The organism is Acrocarpospora corrugata, assembly GCF_009687845.1.
Lineage (GTDB): Bacteria > Actinomycetota > Actinomycetes > Streptosporangiales > Streptosporangiaceae > Acrocarpospora > Acrocarpospora corrugata.
The window spans coordinates 62635-78530 of the sequence record NZ_BLAD01000068.1 but is presented as its reverse complement, the minus strand read 5'-3'; the positions used below and the strand labels follow the sequence as shown (position 1 = coordinate 78530).

Genomic DNA, 15896 nt, shown 5'->3' with positions numbered 1-15896 from the left:
GCGGCCGACGCGCCGGGGTCGGAGAGGGTCGGGTACGAGCAGGACGGCGTGTTCCTGCGGGTCGAAGTCGTCCAAGGGCGAGGGCGCGATGGTCAGGGTGGCGATGGTGTCGTGGTGGAGGTCCAGGTAGGCGGTCGGGCCGGTCGCCGTCCGGTCTCCGATGAGGTCAGGCGCACGAGGGGTATGACGAGGTGCGGAGCCTCGGCAGCGGTGAGCAAGGCGCGCCAGGCGGCGGCGTCTCTCCCATCGGGGCACAGCACGATCGCCGCGCGCTGATCGAGGAGGCGTCTCAACGCCGTGGTGATGACACCAGCCATCTGGATCATTCGCGGCTCCTCAGGATCAGGTTCGAGGGTGTTCGGTGGATCTGCTCGTACCGGGGGCCGAGATGACGCTTGATCTCGGCCGCGTTACGACCCCGCTGCTCTTCGCTGTACTCGATGATGACGATCCGCGAGTGGTGCCGGTGGTGATCGAAGGAGTCCCAGACATCGAGTTCGGTCCCTTCGACGTCGATGCTCAGCAGGTCGATCTTCCCAATGCCGGCGTCGGCGAGCAGCGCGGCGAGCGGACGGCACTCGACGGTGATCGGCCGGTAGTCCGGCCCGGCAACGGCCAGGCCGGACAGGGAGGGCCGAGGCCCGTACATCGAGAACGTCCGGGGTCCGGGTTGCGATGCGACCGCACAGCTCGCCGTCCTGCACGTCCGGCCGGCGAGCGACTGCTGGTTACGAGGGTCGGCATCAACGCACAGCCCCGTCCAGCCACGCCGTTCCCAGTACAGGGTGTTGCTTCCTCGGACTCCGTCTCCAGCGCCGACATCGACGAAGACGCCTCGCTCGGGAAGGTTCGCGTGTTCGGCCAGCCAGCGATCCTCACCCCATTGGGCGTGAAACGGAGGCGGCTGTGTGTAGGGGATCATCGGGCGTATCCCAGGATGAGGAGGCGGCGCAAGTGCCCCGACCGGTTGGCTCTGCTCGAGTGCACCAGGCGTGCGTCCCATGCCAGGACCGATCCGGCGGGTGCCTCCAGGATCATCGCGGAGTCGTCCGGCGCGGCCTCATCGGGGACTACCGGCCCCTGGAGCTGTGTCTGGAGGTGCGGGACGTCCCGGCGGTGGGTACCGGGCCACACTCGGACCGCTCCCGATTCGGCGGTGCAGTCGTCCAGGCACACGGCGACCGTGATGATCGGGTCGCCGAAGCCGCGCTGGTGGTAGTAGGCGGCGTCGGTGTGCTTGCGAATCTCCTCGTCAAGAACACGGTCGGGGGGCTCCCACGGGACCCGCTGCTTGTAGGTGATCTTGTCGTCCATCAGCCGGGCGGGGGTTCCGAGGAGTCGCTCGACCTGCGGCTGAACCTCCCCTGCGATCTTCTGTGCGGCGGGCGATCTCCGGATAACCGACTTGATCTTCAGTAGATAGGTCTCTCCGGAGGGGAGCCTCCAGCAGGTCGCCGCCGGGTCGTCGGGGCCGGAGGTGTCGAGGAACCGTTGCGCGTCGATCCGCATCCGGGCAAGCGCATCCGGGAGGACGCCCGTGGGCAGCACCGTGAATCCGTCGAGGCGGAAGAGCCGCACCTGATCGGGCGTCATCGGATGGCCACCGGAACGACGAACTCGCGAGTGGGCTTGGTCCACGCGGGAGGTCTCAGGTGTTCGGGCATGGTGTAGCGGTACTGCTCCCACCTCGTGAAGCACTTGGCCATGATCTCCGCCCTCGCCGCCGACAGCACCGGCCCGGAGGAGAAGAAACTGAACCGCCCGCCCGGCTTCAGCCCCGGGATCGCGAAGCGTCGGACGAACGTCTCGAAGTCGCGATCCGCGAGGCCGTCCGGCGGCCAGGTGTCGTACATGATGGCGTCGAACTCGGCCTGGGGCGGCGGGACGAGCTGCCACGGCTGTAGGTAGACCGTCACCTGGTCGCACACCTCGCGCAGCACTCGGCGGCGGGTCATGGAGGCGACCTGGCTGTGCGGCTCGATCGCTGTGTAGGACGCCGGCCGGTGAGCGGCGGCCTGCTGGGCGAACACGCCGAGCCCGAGTCCGACTTCCAGAACGTGCGCGCCGGACATGCCCCCGAGCAGCGCGTTGGCATGCAGGCTCATCAACTCGGCCTCGGCGAAGAACATCACGTACGTGTCGCCCACCTTCATGCCCTGCTCGTCGATCTCCACGGGCAGGCTCCGCAACGTGGCCAGGTGTTCCTCGTGTACCTGGGACAGCGTCACAGCGCCCCCGTTCGGAAGCGGTCGACCGGGTCCACCGCCAGGAAGTCGGACACGAACTCACTCGCACCCGCGAGGATTTCGCGAACGATCTCCTCAGCCGCGGTTCGGTCGGCGTCGTCGAGGAGCGCGATGTGGAGGAAGGCCGGGTCTTCCAGCGGTTCACCGTTGCGGGCGACGATGGTCACCTCGGCCGGGCTGCCGCTCTTGGCCTCCAACGCCTGTGCGGCGCGGCAAGCCAGAGCGCTGTAGATCTTCCCGCCGTGGTGGAGCGGGTTTTACCCGCGGGCGCTTCGCATCCGGCCGGCCGCAGCGGCTCGATCACCCCGTAGGCCCTGTTCCCTCGTCCGACGACACCGCAGTCACCCTTGCCGAGGGCCGTCCCGAACGGGGCGAGATAGCCGCGCTCTGCCCGGTCCTTGGTGTTCAGGTGGAGTTCGGCGTCGCAGCGCGCGGCCAGGTCCGATTTCAGACGGTCGCGGAAGGCGTCGATGAGATCGGCGTATTCCCGCCACGACTGGACGGTTTCGGGGTGCACGGGTACGGCGGCCGTCACGTCGTACCGGTCGCCCTGGCGGACGACGAGCGTCTTCACGTCCGTCCCGATCTGAGCGGGAGCGATGTGCCGGATGTGCTCTTCGAGCCAGATCGCGAGCCGTCCGGCCGGCCCAGGGCCCGAGCTGCCCGTGCAGATCACCGTGTCGTTGGCCACCGTCTCCGACCGCAGCACCTTCCGCAGATCCTCCGGACCGCCCGGCGCGTAGAACCGCGCGTCATGGTCAACGGCGGTGCCCGAGGTGCTGGCGATGAACAGCAGCAGGTGTGGCCAGATGGACGTCCCGCCGAGCGCCTCGGCCATGACGTGCAGCGTCGCCTGCTCGAACAACTCCATCAGGGGAATCGGCCGGTCACCGACCTGCTCCGTGATCTTCCCGATGAGATGGCACTGGACAGGACGGGCGATCGTGAACGACCCGAATGCCACATGGGAGGCCGCGCCGACCAGGGTGACCTTGTCGACCCAGTGGTTCGGGATGACGCCGAACTCCTTCAGGCACCATCGCGAGTATTCGCGCGAGAACGTGTCGGCGATCAGGTCGGCGAGCGTGTCGGGGTGACCGATGCCCTTGCGTTCCGCACAGTCGAACCCGGCCTGCGCCGCGCCGAGCGCGCTGAAGAGGATCTTCATGCTCCCGCCTTCACCGACTCGGAGCCGATCACGTAGGCCATGCACTGCGACATGACGAGGATCCGCTTAGCAGGGCAGGGCTCGGGCTTGTCGGCCGGGGCGAAGGTTCCGTCGTAGAAGTTCCCGTAGCTCGTCGGAACCGACGCGCAGCGCCGGACCTCGCCGGTCACGGTGACCTTGAACGAGCTCATCCCAGCCGTGCAGGGCCGGCCGCGGAACGAGAGCATCCCGTCCAGATACGGCTTGTTGAACACGTAGTCCCCGGAGTTGGCGAGGATCATCTTTCGCTCGTCTTCGGTGTACGCCTCCGGATACCGGCGGCCCTCGTAGACGCCCTTGAACACCTTGGCCCGGATGTGCTCCACCCCGAGCTCGTGGAGCAGATCGAGGTCTCCGGCGAGCCGAGAAAGCAGCGGCGGGTACAGGACGTATAGGGCGTCTACGTCGAAGCCCCGTTCCCGAAGCAGGTGGTAGTTGGCGGCGAAGGAGCTCAGGTCCAGGCCCAGGCGCTCCCGCTCCGGCACGTGCAGCGCCGCGACGATCTTCACGGTCCTGCCGGGATCGACGCTCCGGACAAACGCCGCGACGTCGTCGGAGGCGAGGTTGGTGTTGATGCTGATGTGGTGCCGTTCGGTGAGGCCCGCGCACAGCTCCACGAACCCGGGGAACAGGAAAGGCTCGCCTCCCGACATGTGCACCAGGCACGTCCGCCCGGTCTCGTTGAACCGCCGCACCACCAGTTCGGGGGATGGCTCGTTCAGGTCCTTCTTGTTGAGGACGTACCGGATCTGCGGGTGGCAGTATTCGCAGAAGAAGTTGCACCGGTTCGTCAGGTGCCAGTCGAACTCCCACTCCCACGGTGCCGGGGACGACGTCATGGCCGAGATGCGCATATTCACCTCCGTGAATTTGCATGAGCGATCCGGGTGACAGCACACCCCTCGGCCTGATTTGCTCGCAACGACGAGTAAATGCCGCCCGAAAGCGAGCGGAAAATGGCCCCGCCCCCACGGCGTAGAGGACGCCCCACCAAAGCGCTGCCGCCCCCTACCACCGCGCGGGGGCGCTTGGGGGCTGAGCTGCGGCGTCTACGGATCGAGCGCAATCTGACGTTGATGCGGCTCGGTGAGCTGACCGGCAGTTCCTGGCAGCACCTGGGCGCGGTAGAACGTGGCGAGGTGGCCCCCTCAGAGCCGGTGGTGGCCGAGTGCGATCGTGTGCTGGCCGCAGGCGGCCAGTTGCTCGGGCTGTTCCCCACGGTCGTCACCGAGCAGGCCGCCGCCCGGCACAGCGCGATCGTCGCTCGACGGCACGATGTCCGTCCGGAAGCGACCGAGGACCCCTGGGCCCGGCTGCGTGAGGGCGCGTTGCGGCCCTCGACCGTCTCCGCGACCACCATCCAGGAGCTGGAGGACATCACCGACCGGCAGCGGAAACTGTACGGCGTCCTGCCGTCCGCCCAGATGGCTGTGGTCGTTGAAGCCCACCTCGGCGTGATCATGTCGTTGCTGACGGCGCCGCAGCCGAACGGGCGGAAAGAACGCCTCGTGGCTCTCGCGGGAGAAGCCGCGGGATTCTCCGCGTGGCTCTGGTTCGATCTCGGCGACCACCACAAGATGAGCAACTTGTACGGGCTCGCGAGCGAACTGCTTTCCACGACGGTCGATCCCGGACTCCGGAGCTACGTCTCCGGCTATCGGGCCCTGACCCACGAGGCGAACGGTCTCGGCGTCCAGGCGATCGGCTACGCGAGCGAGGCATTGGCGCAGGCATCGGCCTCGACGTCGCTTCTCACGAGATCATGGTTGTGCGCGGTCTCGGCAAGCGCCAAAGCGCTCGAACCCGACCACCAGGCCGAAGTCCCGGCCCTTCTCGACCGCGCGCAATGCCACCTCGACGCCGCGCGGGGTAAGGAACCGTGGATGTACGACTTCGACCAGACCTCACTTGCCGGGTTCATGGGCCAGAGCTATCTGCGCCTGGGCGACGCGGCCAGGGCGGCGTCCGCCTTCACGGACGGTCTGGCCACCATCGGCGCGGGCAGGGAACGGAAGGGTGCGCAACTGACCATGGGGCTCGCCGAATCCAGGCTCCTCGCGGGTGAACCGGAGGAATGCTTGGACGCGGCGACACGGGCGCTTGAGGTGTTCGCCCGCGTCGGCTTCTCCTCGGGGCTGCGGCGTGTCGGCCGGCTCAGGAATCGTCTTGAGGGCGCAGGGCACGCTTCGATGGTCGCGAAGCTCGACGAACAGGCACGCGCGCTCACGAGGGGAGCAGCATGACCCCGTTGCCCGCTGAGATCGTGGCGCGCCGATCGGTCTCTTATGACGCCCTTCAGCAGGACGGCGACGACCTGTACTGGATCGAAGGACGTCAAGAAGGCGACGTCCTCGTCCACTGGACGCCCGAGGAAGGTGTGCGAGTCGTCCGCGTCGGGGTCGCCTCCTACGTTCACGAGTACGGTGGCGGTGCCTATATCGCGGTCAGCGGCGAAGTCTGGTTCTGCGACGCGCAAACCCAGCGTGTCATCTGCCTCGGCCGCGACGGCACCGAAACGCCGATCACTCCCGCGACCGAACCAGCGGACCGCTACGCCGACCTCCAGCTGGTACGCGACCGCGTCGTCTGCGTCCGGGAACGACGTGCCGGGATCGACACGGTGAACGAGCTGGTGTCCGTCCCTGCGGACGGATCAGGCCCGGTGGAAGTGATCGCGTCCGGTTGGGACTTCTACGCCTTCCCAAGATCCAGCCCCGACGGCCGGACGCTCACATGGATCTGCTGGAACGCACCCCAGATGCCTTGGGACGGCACCTTCCTGTACCGCGCAGACCTGCGCACTGACGGAACTCTCGGAGCGCCGCAGTACCTAGCCGGAGGCACGGAAGAGTCGATCTTCCAACCTGAGTGGAGCCCCAGCGGCGTCCTGCACTTCGTCACCGACCGAGACGGCTGGTGGAACCTATGCTCCTGGCGAGGCGGGGCCGCTGTACCGGTCCTCCAGGGCGAGGAGGAACACGCCGTCGCCCTCTGGGAATTCGGATACCGGACCTACACTTTCCTGAATCCAGGCACGATCGCGGTACTGGCCCAGAGGGGCGGTCGCACCGTCCTGCGCCTTCTCCAGGAGGGCAGAACCCGCCCCTGCCCCGACATCCCGTTCACCTCGATCAAGCCCTATATCGCGGGGAACCCCATGCGCCTCGCCGTGATCGGGGCGAACCCGAAACAGCTGCCCGCGGTCCACCTGATCGATATCGAGTCCGGTATGTGTGAAGCCCTGACCGCTGTTCACCGATGGGACGACGCGACCGAACCGCAAGCCTGGACGATCATTTCGCGCGACGGCTCCCCGTTGAACGCGCTAGTCCACCAACCTGCCGCAGGTGGTGAACTGCCGCTGATCGTCAAAGCACACCCGGGCCCGACCAGTTGCGCCCCACTGCGCCTCGACCTGCACACCCAGTTCTTCGTCAGCCGCGGTTACTGCGTCGCGGAGGTCGACTACCGAGGCAGCACCGGCTACGGCCGCGCCTACCGCCAAGCCCTCCTCGGCCAATGGGGAACCCTCGACCCACACGACTGCGCCGACATCGCGCTGCACCTCGCACATGAAGGCATCGCCGATTCCTCCAGAACCGTCATCTGGGGCGCCAGCGCCGGAGGCTACACGGCCCTCCGGGCCTTGCAGCTCACCGACGTATTCACCGCCGCCATCGCAAGAAGCCCGATTATCGACCCCGCGACCTGGCAACGAACGGCACCCAAGTTCCAAGCCCACCACTCCGACCTCCTGACCGGCGACGCCGCCGACCCAACAGAGATCACCAAGCCGGTGCTGCTCCTTCATGGCGAGGCCGACCCCGTCACCCCCGTTGAGGAGACCATCCGCCTCTCGGCAGAGCTAAAGACCCCTCATCCCCTTGTGATCTTCAAGGACGAGGGCCACGGCTTGGGAAAGCAGACAACCATCGTGGAGGCGCTGGCCGCGGAACTGGCGTTCCTAAACGAACCCACCGCGTCTTGAACGGGCCCACGTCCGACGCCGGCTGCTCAGCCGGAGCACGACGAACGATGCCACGGAGATTTCGCTTCGGTGCCGTCCTCCGCATGGCCGAGTCCGGAAAGGAATGGACCGACAAGGCCAGACGCCTTGAGGGCGACGGATACAGCACCCTCCTCATCTCCGATCACCTCGGCGGACCCCGCTTCTCCCCGATCGCTGCGCTGACCGCGGCAGCCTGCGTCACGACAACGCTCCGCGTGGGCTCCCTGGTATTCGCCAACGACTTCCGACACCCGGCCGTGCTGGCCAAGGAAGCCGCCACACTGGACGTCAGGCTTGGCACCATCCCGGCCCCATTGATATCCGACCTTTTCTCAGCCGCGAAGACGAGCGAGACGGTGATAGCGGCCGGCCTGGACGTACCCGCCGAGCTTCATCGCAATTTCATCCTTTGAAGTCCCCGAACACGTACCTCGAGCTGTTATCCGACCGATTCGAGCAGCTATCAAATTGCCAGATACGCCGGCGGTCACCTGAAAGGCGACTCAATCCCGTGCGTATATCTGATGACATCAGCCTTGCCGACACACAGAAACGCCCCGCTCCTTCCGAAGGGACCCCGCAGCCTGTCCCAGTGATCAATTCGCCAAACAGTGTCTTCCGGGCGGGGCGGGCCACCAGGCCCCTGAGCGGCGGCGGCCAGGCCGCTCGCCCCGAGCCCCTCTCCCACCTGGAACAGCAACCACGCTCAGCATGTTAACGACCAGCAGCACCGGGCTGGTCGGCCGGGCGTCCGTCGCAGGAGCGCGTTGCACGCCCGCGTGAACTCGCCGAACTCCACGACGCTTTCGTACGACGGAACGTGGACGCCCCGTTCCACCCCGAGGGGCGCCACGCCGGCAGTGACTACAACCAGCATTACATCGACCTCGAGCCGCCCGACGGTGAACAGGAAGCCTTCCTACGGCGCGCCCGCCAGATAATGGGGCTCGACCCTGAGACAGGGCCTGGCCCAGCGTCTGACCTGCTAGCGCGCGTGAACAGCGATCGTGCGTCCTCATCGAGAGAAGATCACATGACCACCGACCCGCACGAGCTTGAGCGTCACTGCGTGCACTTCGTCCGAACATGGGGCGAAGCGGTACTCCAGCAGGTCGACCGACTGCGGACCATACGCACAAAGTTCCACCGCGATGGCCGCAACTATGAGCGGCTGGAAGAGTGGAGCCCCACTCAGGAAGACCTGGATAGGAATTTCCGGGAGCTCTGGGCCGAGGAGCACACCCTGGTATGGGCTGCCTACCAGTTGGAACGGTGGAACCGTCGCCTCGTGAAAGTGCGAGGTGGGAGTGCCCCGGTTCCCGACGTCGTGCTGGCGAATGTACGGAACACGCTCGAACACCTCGACGACGCTGACTTTGACGATGGCGATGCTGTCCCTGGCGCGAGGTCCCGGTCACTGCAGAAGCTTCCGAACGGTCGGCTGGTGATCTCCGCTGGAAGCGATCTCGCGTTCGGCCTCATCGATCCCGACGAGTTGGAGAGGCGGGCATTGTCTCTCATCGGCATGATCGAGGATGACCTTGAGCGGGCCGCCGTCGATAGGTACCTTGACATGCTCGAAGATGAGCGGCGTGGCCGCTGAGCGTTTCAACTCGCCAGCAGGCCTCAAGTGCGACGGGGACGCCCACCGAGGTGATCGAACGGATCGACGAGCTACGGGCGGAGGTATGGCGGGCGGGCTGGGCAGCCGCTAGTAGCTATTCGTCGCCGTGTATCCCAGGCCGAACCCTATGGGGTTGGCTTGCGCGAACGGTGCCCGCGCCCTGGCTTGCCCGTCGCGGAAGTCCAGCGAAAGCCGCCCTGCCACGAACTCCGCCGCCTCTTCGGCAGGCATGCCGCGTGTCCGCCCGAGGTCTCGGATGACGACTCCGTCCGATAGGTTCTCGCGCACGATGATCTCGGTAACTCTGCTCTTCATCGGCGCATAGACGGTCTCCGACCACGCCTGCGGCGCGTACTTAAGGAAGGAGAGAGCCGGCTCTCCATAGCTCCAACGGAAGAGATCTTCCGCTGGGTTGAGCAGAAGGTACGCCCGGCTGTTGGGATACCAGTCGGAGCCGATGCCCCCGACGACGAGGCCATCGCGGGTTCGGGATCGAATACGGGCGTAACCGTCGCGGTCGATCATCTCTTCGGGATCGGTGCGCAGATGTAGACGGTGCAGCGCCAACCCTCCAGCGAGAAGGTCAAGCCACCGCAGGAACGACCTCCGCCACCGGTTGTACGAGGTCTCAGCTCGTTGCTGGATCTCCTGCTCGAAGATCTTCACGCCCACTTGGGGTCCCGCATGTCCTTGATAGACCGCCTGAGCGTGCGCATGAAGACCCCTGAGAGCGGAGCAAGGTCTCCCCCTTGGTCGCTGATCGCGAGCGCGTTGAGGTAGCGGTTGCGGTCACCGGCCACCGATGATCAGAGGCGGAAGGCCAGCAGCGCCGATGATGATGTTGGCGAGGAGCCGAGCCAGTCGCCGTTTCCGTCTTCGAACGGGTGGATACAATCCAATCCCGGAGACCGAACCAGACAAACAGGCATGGATTTGGCCAAGACAACTACCCAAGATTATTTGACAGGTTCCGCTTCACGGGTGCTACGCCATGAGGGCACCAATCCCCAACCGAAGCAAGGGTGTGTGAAATGGCGAGTGAAAGTGTCGGTCCCCCTTGCTAGGATTCGTCCCTGACCGTATCGATCACGATGCGGGGGGAGACGATCTGCTGGTCGGTGTGCTCGCGGACGCCTGCCAGTCAACGCCCGGCATTCCTGAACGCGATGATCGGGAGGTGGCCGTGTCTAGTGGGGAACGCACTGCCCCTGGGCAGGTGACGTCGGGCCTTGAATAACGCTGTCGCTGCAACTGCCGACGCCTTCATCCGTCATCCGGTCTACGGCATCGGCAAGGTTCGGAAGGGTATGCGCGTTGTTCGGTTCTTCGACGGGCCGACGACGGACGAGGTTGCCATTCCGATAGGTAAGGACACACTCGAAACGGTGCGATTGGAAAAGCACCAGCGGGTGTGGTGCCGTCACGGTGGGACATGGCGCGCTGGGTTCGTCGATTCGTGTGACTCGGATGGTGTGACGTACCTGGTCGACTTCCCGAATGGCCACTCGGAGTATGTCGAAATAGACCGGTTATACGCCCGGTGGTCGCAGCCGGTTCACGATCCCGTGGCCCTGTTGAAGGCTGGCACCGTGGAGAGCCGGTTTCTCCATGACCGTCGGGCGGCCTTCGTTGGCGATGTTCTCCGTCAGCGTGTCGCCGCTCAAGGGCTGGCCGGAATCTGGTCGTCCGGCGTTGAGATTCACGCGCACCAGGTTGGAGCCGCACGGCGCATCCTTGCCGACCCTGTAAAGCGATATCTGCTCGCTGACGAGGTCGGTCTAGGAAAGACGGTCGAGGCCGGTATGGTAATGCGCCAACTCCTGCTCGATAGCGCCGACGATGCGCTCGTTCTCGCCCCGGACGGTTTGACCGAGCAGTGGCGAGCCGAGTTGTCGTCGAAGTTCCGAGTAGATCAGTTTCCGGGGCGAGTGCGTGTCCTTTCTCATTCGGAGATCCGGTCAGTTGCCCCGATCGGCAAGCTGATCGTCGTCGTCGATGAGGCCCACCGACTGACTAGAGTCGCGGACGCCGGTCACGAGGAGGTCTACCAGCGACTGTGCGACTTTAGCCACGCGGCGTCGAGTGTGTTGCTGCTCTCGGCGACGCCGGTGCGGTCGAATGAGGACGGGTTCTTGCGGATGCTTCACCTGCTCGATCCCTCGGCCTATCCCCTCGACGGGCTGGCCCAGTTCCGGCAGCGGGTCGAGATCCGGGATGATCTGGCGCAGGCACTGGCGGCGCTCGGCGATGACACGCCGGTGATGTTCTTGGACGAGCCCAGCGCGACGCTGCGCCAGTTACTGCCGGACGCGCAGTGGCTCCAGCAGGAACTCGATGTGCTTGATCGCCTCATTGCAGACCGGGATATCGACGCGGTCCGCAAAGTCTGCCGCCGCGTGCGAATGCAACTTGCTGAGACACATCGCATTCACCGCCGGATGATCCGGACGCGGCGGAGTGCCTCGCTGGCCCGCCTGTTTCCGGTGCGTGGACGCACCGTGGGGCGAGAGTGGCTGCTGACAGATCCCGACGCGCGGCGTGCGGCGGTCTTGACGATGATCGAGGATTTGCGAATCGAACTCGCCGTACTTGAGTCGGCGGAACCTCAGAATGTCTTTCGCACCGTCCTCGGCCGAGCCATGGCTCCGGTGACCGCGCTTGCCGATCTCGCTAGGGCTTTGCGTGGCGAGGACTGCCACGACCTCGACGACGCGGAGAGGGCGTCGCTGACAGGCTTCTCCGGTACCGCGCTTGGCTACACGGTTGCAGCTCAGATCGAGGCGATCCTCGAATCTGACACGGACGCGGACCGTTTCGCGGCGATGGTGCAGTGGGCCTGGCCACACGTCGGCCGTCATCGCATCGCGGTCACTTGTTCATTTCCTGCGACGGCCGAAGCCGCCGCACAACGCCTGGAGGCCCAGTTCGGGACTGGCCGCGTGGTGCGACTGTTGTCAACCATGAGCGCGGCTGAGCGGGCCGAGGCGGCCCGCGGCTTCGCCGACGAGCCATCCCGGGCCGTGATCGTCATGGATCGAGGTGGTGAAGAAGGCATCAACTTGCAGGTGGTTGAGGAGGTCTTGCACCTGGACTTGCCGGTGAACGTTGCCCGGCTCGAACAGCGCCTCGGACGGTTCGACCGTTGGTCTCTGCGGGGCTCTTCGGCGAATGCCCCGGTGCGCTCCGTAGCGTTTCGGGAGCAAACCACAATCCTCGACGCGCATCTCGGGGGATGGCGTCACGCCCTCGACGAGGGGTTGAGCCTGTTCGGTGAATCTAGCGCAACCTTGCAGTACATACTCCCGGACGTCGAATGCGATTTCCTCGCCGACGCGATCGACCGAGGGCTGGACTACGCCAGTGAACGTATGGCCGCCCGGCGCGACGATCTCGACACGCAGCGGCGGCAGATCGAGGGTCAGGACCTGCTCGACGCGATCGAGGACCGCGCCGAGGACGAGCAGTTGGCCGACGGCATGATCCAGGCCGACCGCGCGGACACCATCCTCAGCGCATTCCGCGGCTATGCGGTCAAGATGCTCAGATTCACCGAGGACGTGGACAAGCGCGGCATCCGCTTCGGCGTGAGCACCAAGCACCCGCCAGGGGTGACCGAGTCGGACATCCACAAGATCGGACCGGGTCACCTGCGACGCCGCTACGCTCACCGCCGCGCCGACGCCGCGAACGGTATCGGCTTGCTGCGATGGGGCGAACCGCTCGTCGACGGATTCGCCCACTTGGCTATGCGTGACGACCGAGGACGAGCCTTCGCGATCGAGATACACCAACCGCACCGCGAGCCCGGCTCCATACTCGCTGTGTTCATGTTCAGTGTCATCGTCACGGCGGACCCCGCGCCGGTGGACGATTTGCGCGCCGTCGATGACGCGGCCGCGGCGGCCGCCGCCGTACGGCTGGGCCAGCTGTTCCCACCGCTTGCTGAACGAGTGTGGTGGCGGCCCGACCGGGGGGAGCTCCCCGACGAGGTATGCCAGGCCCTCGACGCCGCCGATGGCGACAACCTGGGAAGCCGCCCGGAGCGATTCGAATACTTGACCCAGATGGCCGGCTGGCGGGATCTGTGTGAACGGACCGCCCGCGAGGCGTTGCGGCTGGTGGCGCGGCGTCCGAGCGTGCAGCAGTACGTGTCTTCCGCCTCGATCGAGGCGAAGGCGATGCATGCGCGCGAGGAGGCCGTGGTAGAGGCTCGTCGCCGCGTCGGTGCGGACGCATTCAGTGACCCTCATGTTCTCAATGCGGTATTGGCGGCTGCCGAGGCGCCCCAGTTGGCGATCGACTCATGTGGGGTCGTCTTCCTCACTGGGCCGGAAGCATGAGCATGGCAAGCGTGACGCTGGACGAGTTACGCGCGCGGGACCGGCGGCTGGACCGCCGGTTGTCCAGGCGAGGGGCGTCGGCTGCTGACCTCGCGGTCCTGATCCGTACGGGGTTGATCGCCAGCCGCGCCTCCCTGGCGCTGCCTGGTACGCCTTTCGAGCACTGGGACCCAGGCGTGTGGGCTGGCCACGGCCTGCTACGCAAGGGGACAGCGCTTCGGCTGGCCGAGTGGAAGCCTGGCTGGCTGGACCACTATGACACCACCGCACCCGACGACGCCCCAAGCCGCCGCGCGCCACGACGGTTTGACGACGACGTCCCGGCGGATGTCTTCTACCAGCAAACTATGGGCCACGCCGCTGCCAAAAGTTTCGGGCAGCGCGATGCGCTGCGAGCCGCCGCCCTTGCGGGCCCTGGCGACACCGTTATCTGCGTGTTGCCCACCGGCTCTGGCAAGAGCGATGTGGTCCTCACGCGGGCGCTGCGCAACCGGCCGCGGCAGGCTGTCATCGTCGTGCCTACCATCTCACTCGCGATTGACCTCGAGCGGCGGGTGCAGGGGCTGCTGGGCGACGACCGCGACCCGTTCGCCTACTTCGGCAGCGCGGACCCGTCGGACAAGGAACGCATCCGCGACGGCATCGCGGCGGGCTCTCAATGGCTGACGATCGCCGCGCCCGAGGCGGCCTGCACCGTTCTCGCCGCGCCCCTGACGCAGGCCGCTGAGCGGGGAACACTCGACCTCATCGTCGTGGATGAGGCCCACATCGTCGCCGAGTGGGGCGACGCGTTCCGCCCAGCGTTCCACGCCCTCGCCGGCCTTCGCCAAAGGCTGCTCGATACCGCCCCACAAGGCCGGCAGGCGGCTACTGTTCTGCTTACAGGGACGTTAGACACCTACGGCCTGTCAACGCTGACCCGGCTGTTCGGTGGTCGGCACCGCGTTCTCGTGTCCGGACAGACGACCCGGTCGGAGCCGGCGTGGTGGTCGGCGCGCTGCACGAACGAAGCCGACAAGCGCGACAAGTTGATCGAGGCGCTGCGGCACCTACCCCGGCCGGCCTTGGTGTACACCACGCTGCACATGTCGGAACGATCCACCAACACCAGGACGGTGCGTTCATGGCTGACTGATGCAGGGTTCGCCGCCGTGGCCGAGATCGCCGGCAACCCCAAGCCCAGCGTCCGGCAGGCGGCCGTGCGTGGTCTACGCCTGGACGGCACACCGGACGAGGACCTGGATATCGTGGTGGCAACCTCCGCTTTCGGGCTCGGCATCGACATTGACGACGTCCGCAGCGTGGTCCACGTGTGCATGCCCGAGTCCGTCGACCGGCTATATCAGGAGGTCGGGCGGTCCGGTCGCGACGGTCGCGCCGCGACGGCTTTGGTCCTGTGGACCCCTGTGGACATGCGAGTGGCGAATGACATCGCGCGTGAGCGCCTCATTGGTCCCGACCTCGCGTGGCTACGCTGGCAGAGCATGCGACACGGACAGTGGTCGGGAGACGAACTCACCGTCGATCTGCGGGCGGAGCATGCCGGAGTTACATATCCATCCAGCCGCGCCAACATCTACTGGAACGTGCAGACCCTGGCGGCGATGGACCGAGCGGGAATGATCCGGCGGAGTTGGCCGGTACCGCATGACGTGCCCGTCGACGCCGACGACGACGAGGTGGAGGCGCTCTTCGACGCGCAGCGGGCGGCAGCCACCGTCGAAATCCTGCACAGTGACCTCGACGACGCGGAAGCGTTCCGTGCGCGCCTCGCCGCCGGTCAGCGGGAGACCCGCGACGCCGCCGCCGCCGCGCTCACCACCGCGACAGACCTGATTCAAGGGATTGACGAGTGCGTCAACCACTACCTGGCCCGCCGCTATCGACTGGAAGATGATGTCGGGAACCAATTTCCGGTGTCGGTGGGCTGCGGGGGCTGCCCACACTGCCGCCGCACCGGCAGACTGCCCGCCCCAGCCCCGGGCCACCCCACGCTGCTGGCGGGCGAGTCGCACGCAGAAGCGATCGACGACCTGCGCTGCCTGTCGGCCGACGGCAGGATGAGCGTACGTCTGGGACCCTCCAACGACAGCGCGCTGCAGACGCTGGTTGACCGTCTTCTCCGTAGAGGCGTCATCGTCATCGTCACCGCAGACCGTAAGGGCGTCGCCTGGCGCACCCGGGCAACGGGGCCTTGGTGGGTTGAGGATGTTCACGCGTGGTCCGGGCGGTCGAATGCAACGTGGCGAGTGCCTACGCTGCTCGTGGTTGACCCATCCCTCGGCGACACAATACTGGCCCGGGCGTTGTCACGCCTTGCCCGCCAGCCACTCGGAATCGTGCTGACACCCAGAACGCGACGTGATCCGGCGAATTCGAGACAACTTCTGCACGAAGCGTGGACGCCCAGCTACGAGATCGAAGATCTGTTGAGGAAAATTTGATATGCCGTTACTCACCCCCCCCGATA

General features: G+C 66.2%; 13 protein-coding genes. 6 read left to right on the top strand and 7 right to left on the bottom strand.

Features of this window, described 5'->3' with window-relative positions; genetic code table 11:
* Positions 1 to 322 precede the first annotated feature (322 nt).
* Genes Acor_RS27115 through Acor_RS27095 form a run of 6 tightly spaced genes read right to left on the bottom strand, consistent with a single transcriptional unit; the run spans position 323 to position 4307 of the window.
* The gene (locus Acor_RS27115) at positions 323 to 922 is read right to left on the bottom strand and encodes an FkbM family methyltransferase (protein WP_155339580.1); all 600 of its coding nucleotides are present in this window, start codon (positions 920 to 922) and stop codon (positions 323 to 325) included.
* On the bottom strand, positions 919 to 1593 hold the full coding sequence (locus Acor_RS27110; protein WP_155339579.1) for a phytanoyl-CoA dioxygenase family protein: 675 nt from the start codon (positions 1591 to 1593) through the stop codon (positions 919 to 921). Before Acor_RS27110 ends, Acor_RS27115 begins: the two co-directional genes overlap by 4 nt.
* Positions 1590 to 2228, bottom strand: coding sequence for a class I SAM-dependent methyltransferase (locus tag Acor_RS27105; RefSeq protein ID WP_155339578.1), 639 nt, complete (start codon positions 2226 to 2228; stop codon positions 1590 to 1592). Before Acor_RS27105 ends, Acor_RS27110 begins: the two co-directional genes overlap by 4 nt.
* Positions 2225 to 2413, bottom strand: a complete 189-nt coding sequence (locus tag Acor_RS43445; protein ID WP_218034508.1) for a hypothetical protein — start codon at positions 2411 to 2413, stop codon at positions 2225 to 2227. The genes Acor_RS27105 and Acor_RS43445 overlap by 4 nt, the downstream gene beginning before the upstream one ends.
* The gene (locus Acor_RS27100) at positions 2410 to 3414 is read right to left on the bottom strand and encodes a methionine adenosyltransferase (protein ID WP_218034507.1); all 1005 of its coding nucleotides are present in this window, start codon (positions 3412 to 3414) and stop codon (positions 2410 to 2412) included. The genes Acor_RS43445 and Acor_RS27100 overlap by 4 nt, the downstream gene beginning before the upstream one ends.
* Positions 3411 to 4307, bottom strand: coding sequence for a radical SAM protein (locus Acor_RS27095; RefSeq protein WP_218034506.1), 897 nt, complete (start codon positions 4305 to 4307; stop codon positions 3411 to 3413). The genes Acor_RS27100 and Acor_RS27095 overlap by 4 nt, the downstream gene beginning before the upstream one ends.
* 78 nt (positions 4308 to 4385) lie before the next feature.
* Here Acor_RS27095 and Acor_RS27090 point away from each other — a divergent pair, with 78 nt between their 5' ends.
* The 4 genes from Acor_RS27090 (at position 4386) to Acor_RS42845 (ending at position 9065) form a co-directional block, all read left to right on the top strand.
* A complete protein-coding gene (locus Acor_RS27090) occupies positions 4386 to 5696 on the top strand; it encodes a helix-turn-helix domain-containing protein (RefSeq protein WP_155339577.1) in 1311 nt (436 codons plus the stop codon).
* Entirely contained in the window at positions 5693 to 7441 is a 1749-nt protein-coding gene (locus tag Acor_RS27085) for a S9 family peptidase (RefSeq protein WP_155339576.1), read from the top strand. Before Acor_RS27090 ends, Acor_RS27085 begins: the two co-directional genes overlap by 4 nt.
* 83 nt (positions 7442 to 7524) lie before the next feature.
* Positions 7525 to 7875, top strand: a complete 351-nt coding sequence (locus Acor_RS27080; protein WP_246239166.1) for an LLM class flavin-dependent oxidoreductase — start codon at positions 7525 to 7527, stop codon at positions 7873 to 7875.
* 407 nt (positions 7876 to 8282) lie between these two features.
* Positions 8283 to 9065 (top strand): hypothetical protein, encoded by a 783-nt coding sequence (locus Acor_RS42845; protein WP_174876201.1) that lies wholly within the window; start codon positions 8283 to 8285, stop codon positions 9063 to 9065.
* Positions 9066 to 9173: 108 nt separating this feature from the next.
* Here the strand turns inward: Acor_RS42845 and Acor_RS27070 are convergent, their stop codons facing one another.
* Complete coding sequence (locus Acor_RS27070; protein ID WP_155339574.1) at positions 9174 to 9758, bottom strand: hypothetical protein; 585 nt, start codon at positions 9756 to 9758, stop codon at positions 9174 to 9176.
* Positions 9759 to 10315: 557 nt separating this feature from the next.
* Here Acor_RS27070 and dpdE point away from each other — a divergent pair.
* The gene (gene dpdE, locus Acor_RS27065; RefSeq protein WP_155339573.1) at positions 10316 to 13426 is read left to right on the top strand and encodes a protein DpdE; all 3111 of its coding nucleotides are present in this window, start codon (positions 10316 to 10318) and stop codon (positions 13424 to 13426) included.
* Between the two features lie 11 nt (positions 13427 to 13437).
* Positions 13438 to 15870 carry a protein DpdF gene (gene dpdF, locus Acor_RS27060; protein WP_170317098.1) on the top strand — a complete coding sequence of 811 codons (2433 nt, stop codon included), beginning with the start codon at positions 13438 to 13440 and terminating at the stop codon, positions 15868 to 15870.
* Positions 15871 to 15896: the final 26 nt, after the last annotated feature.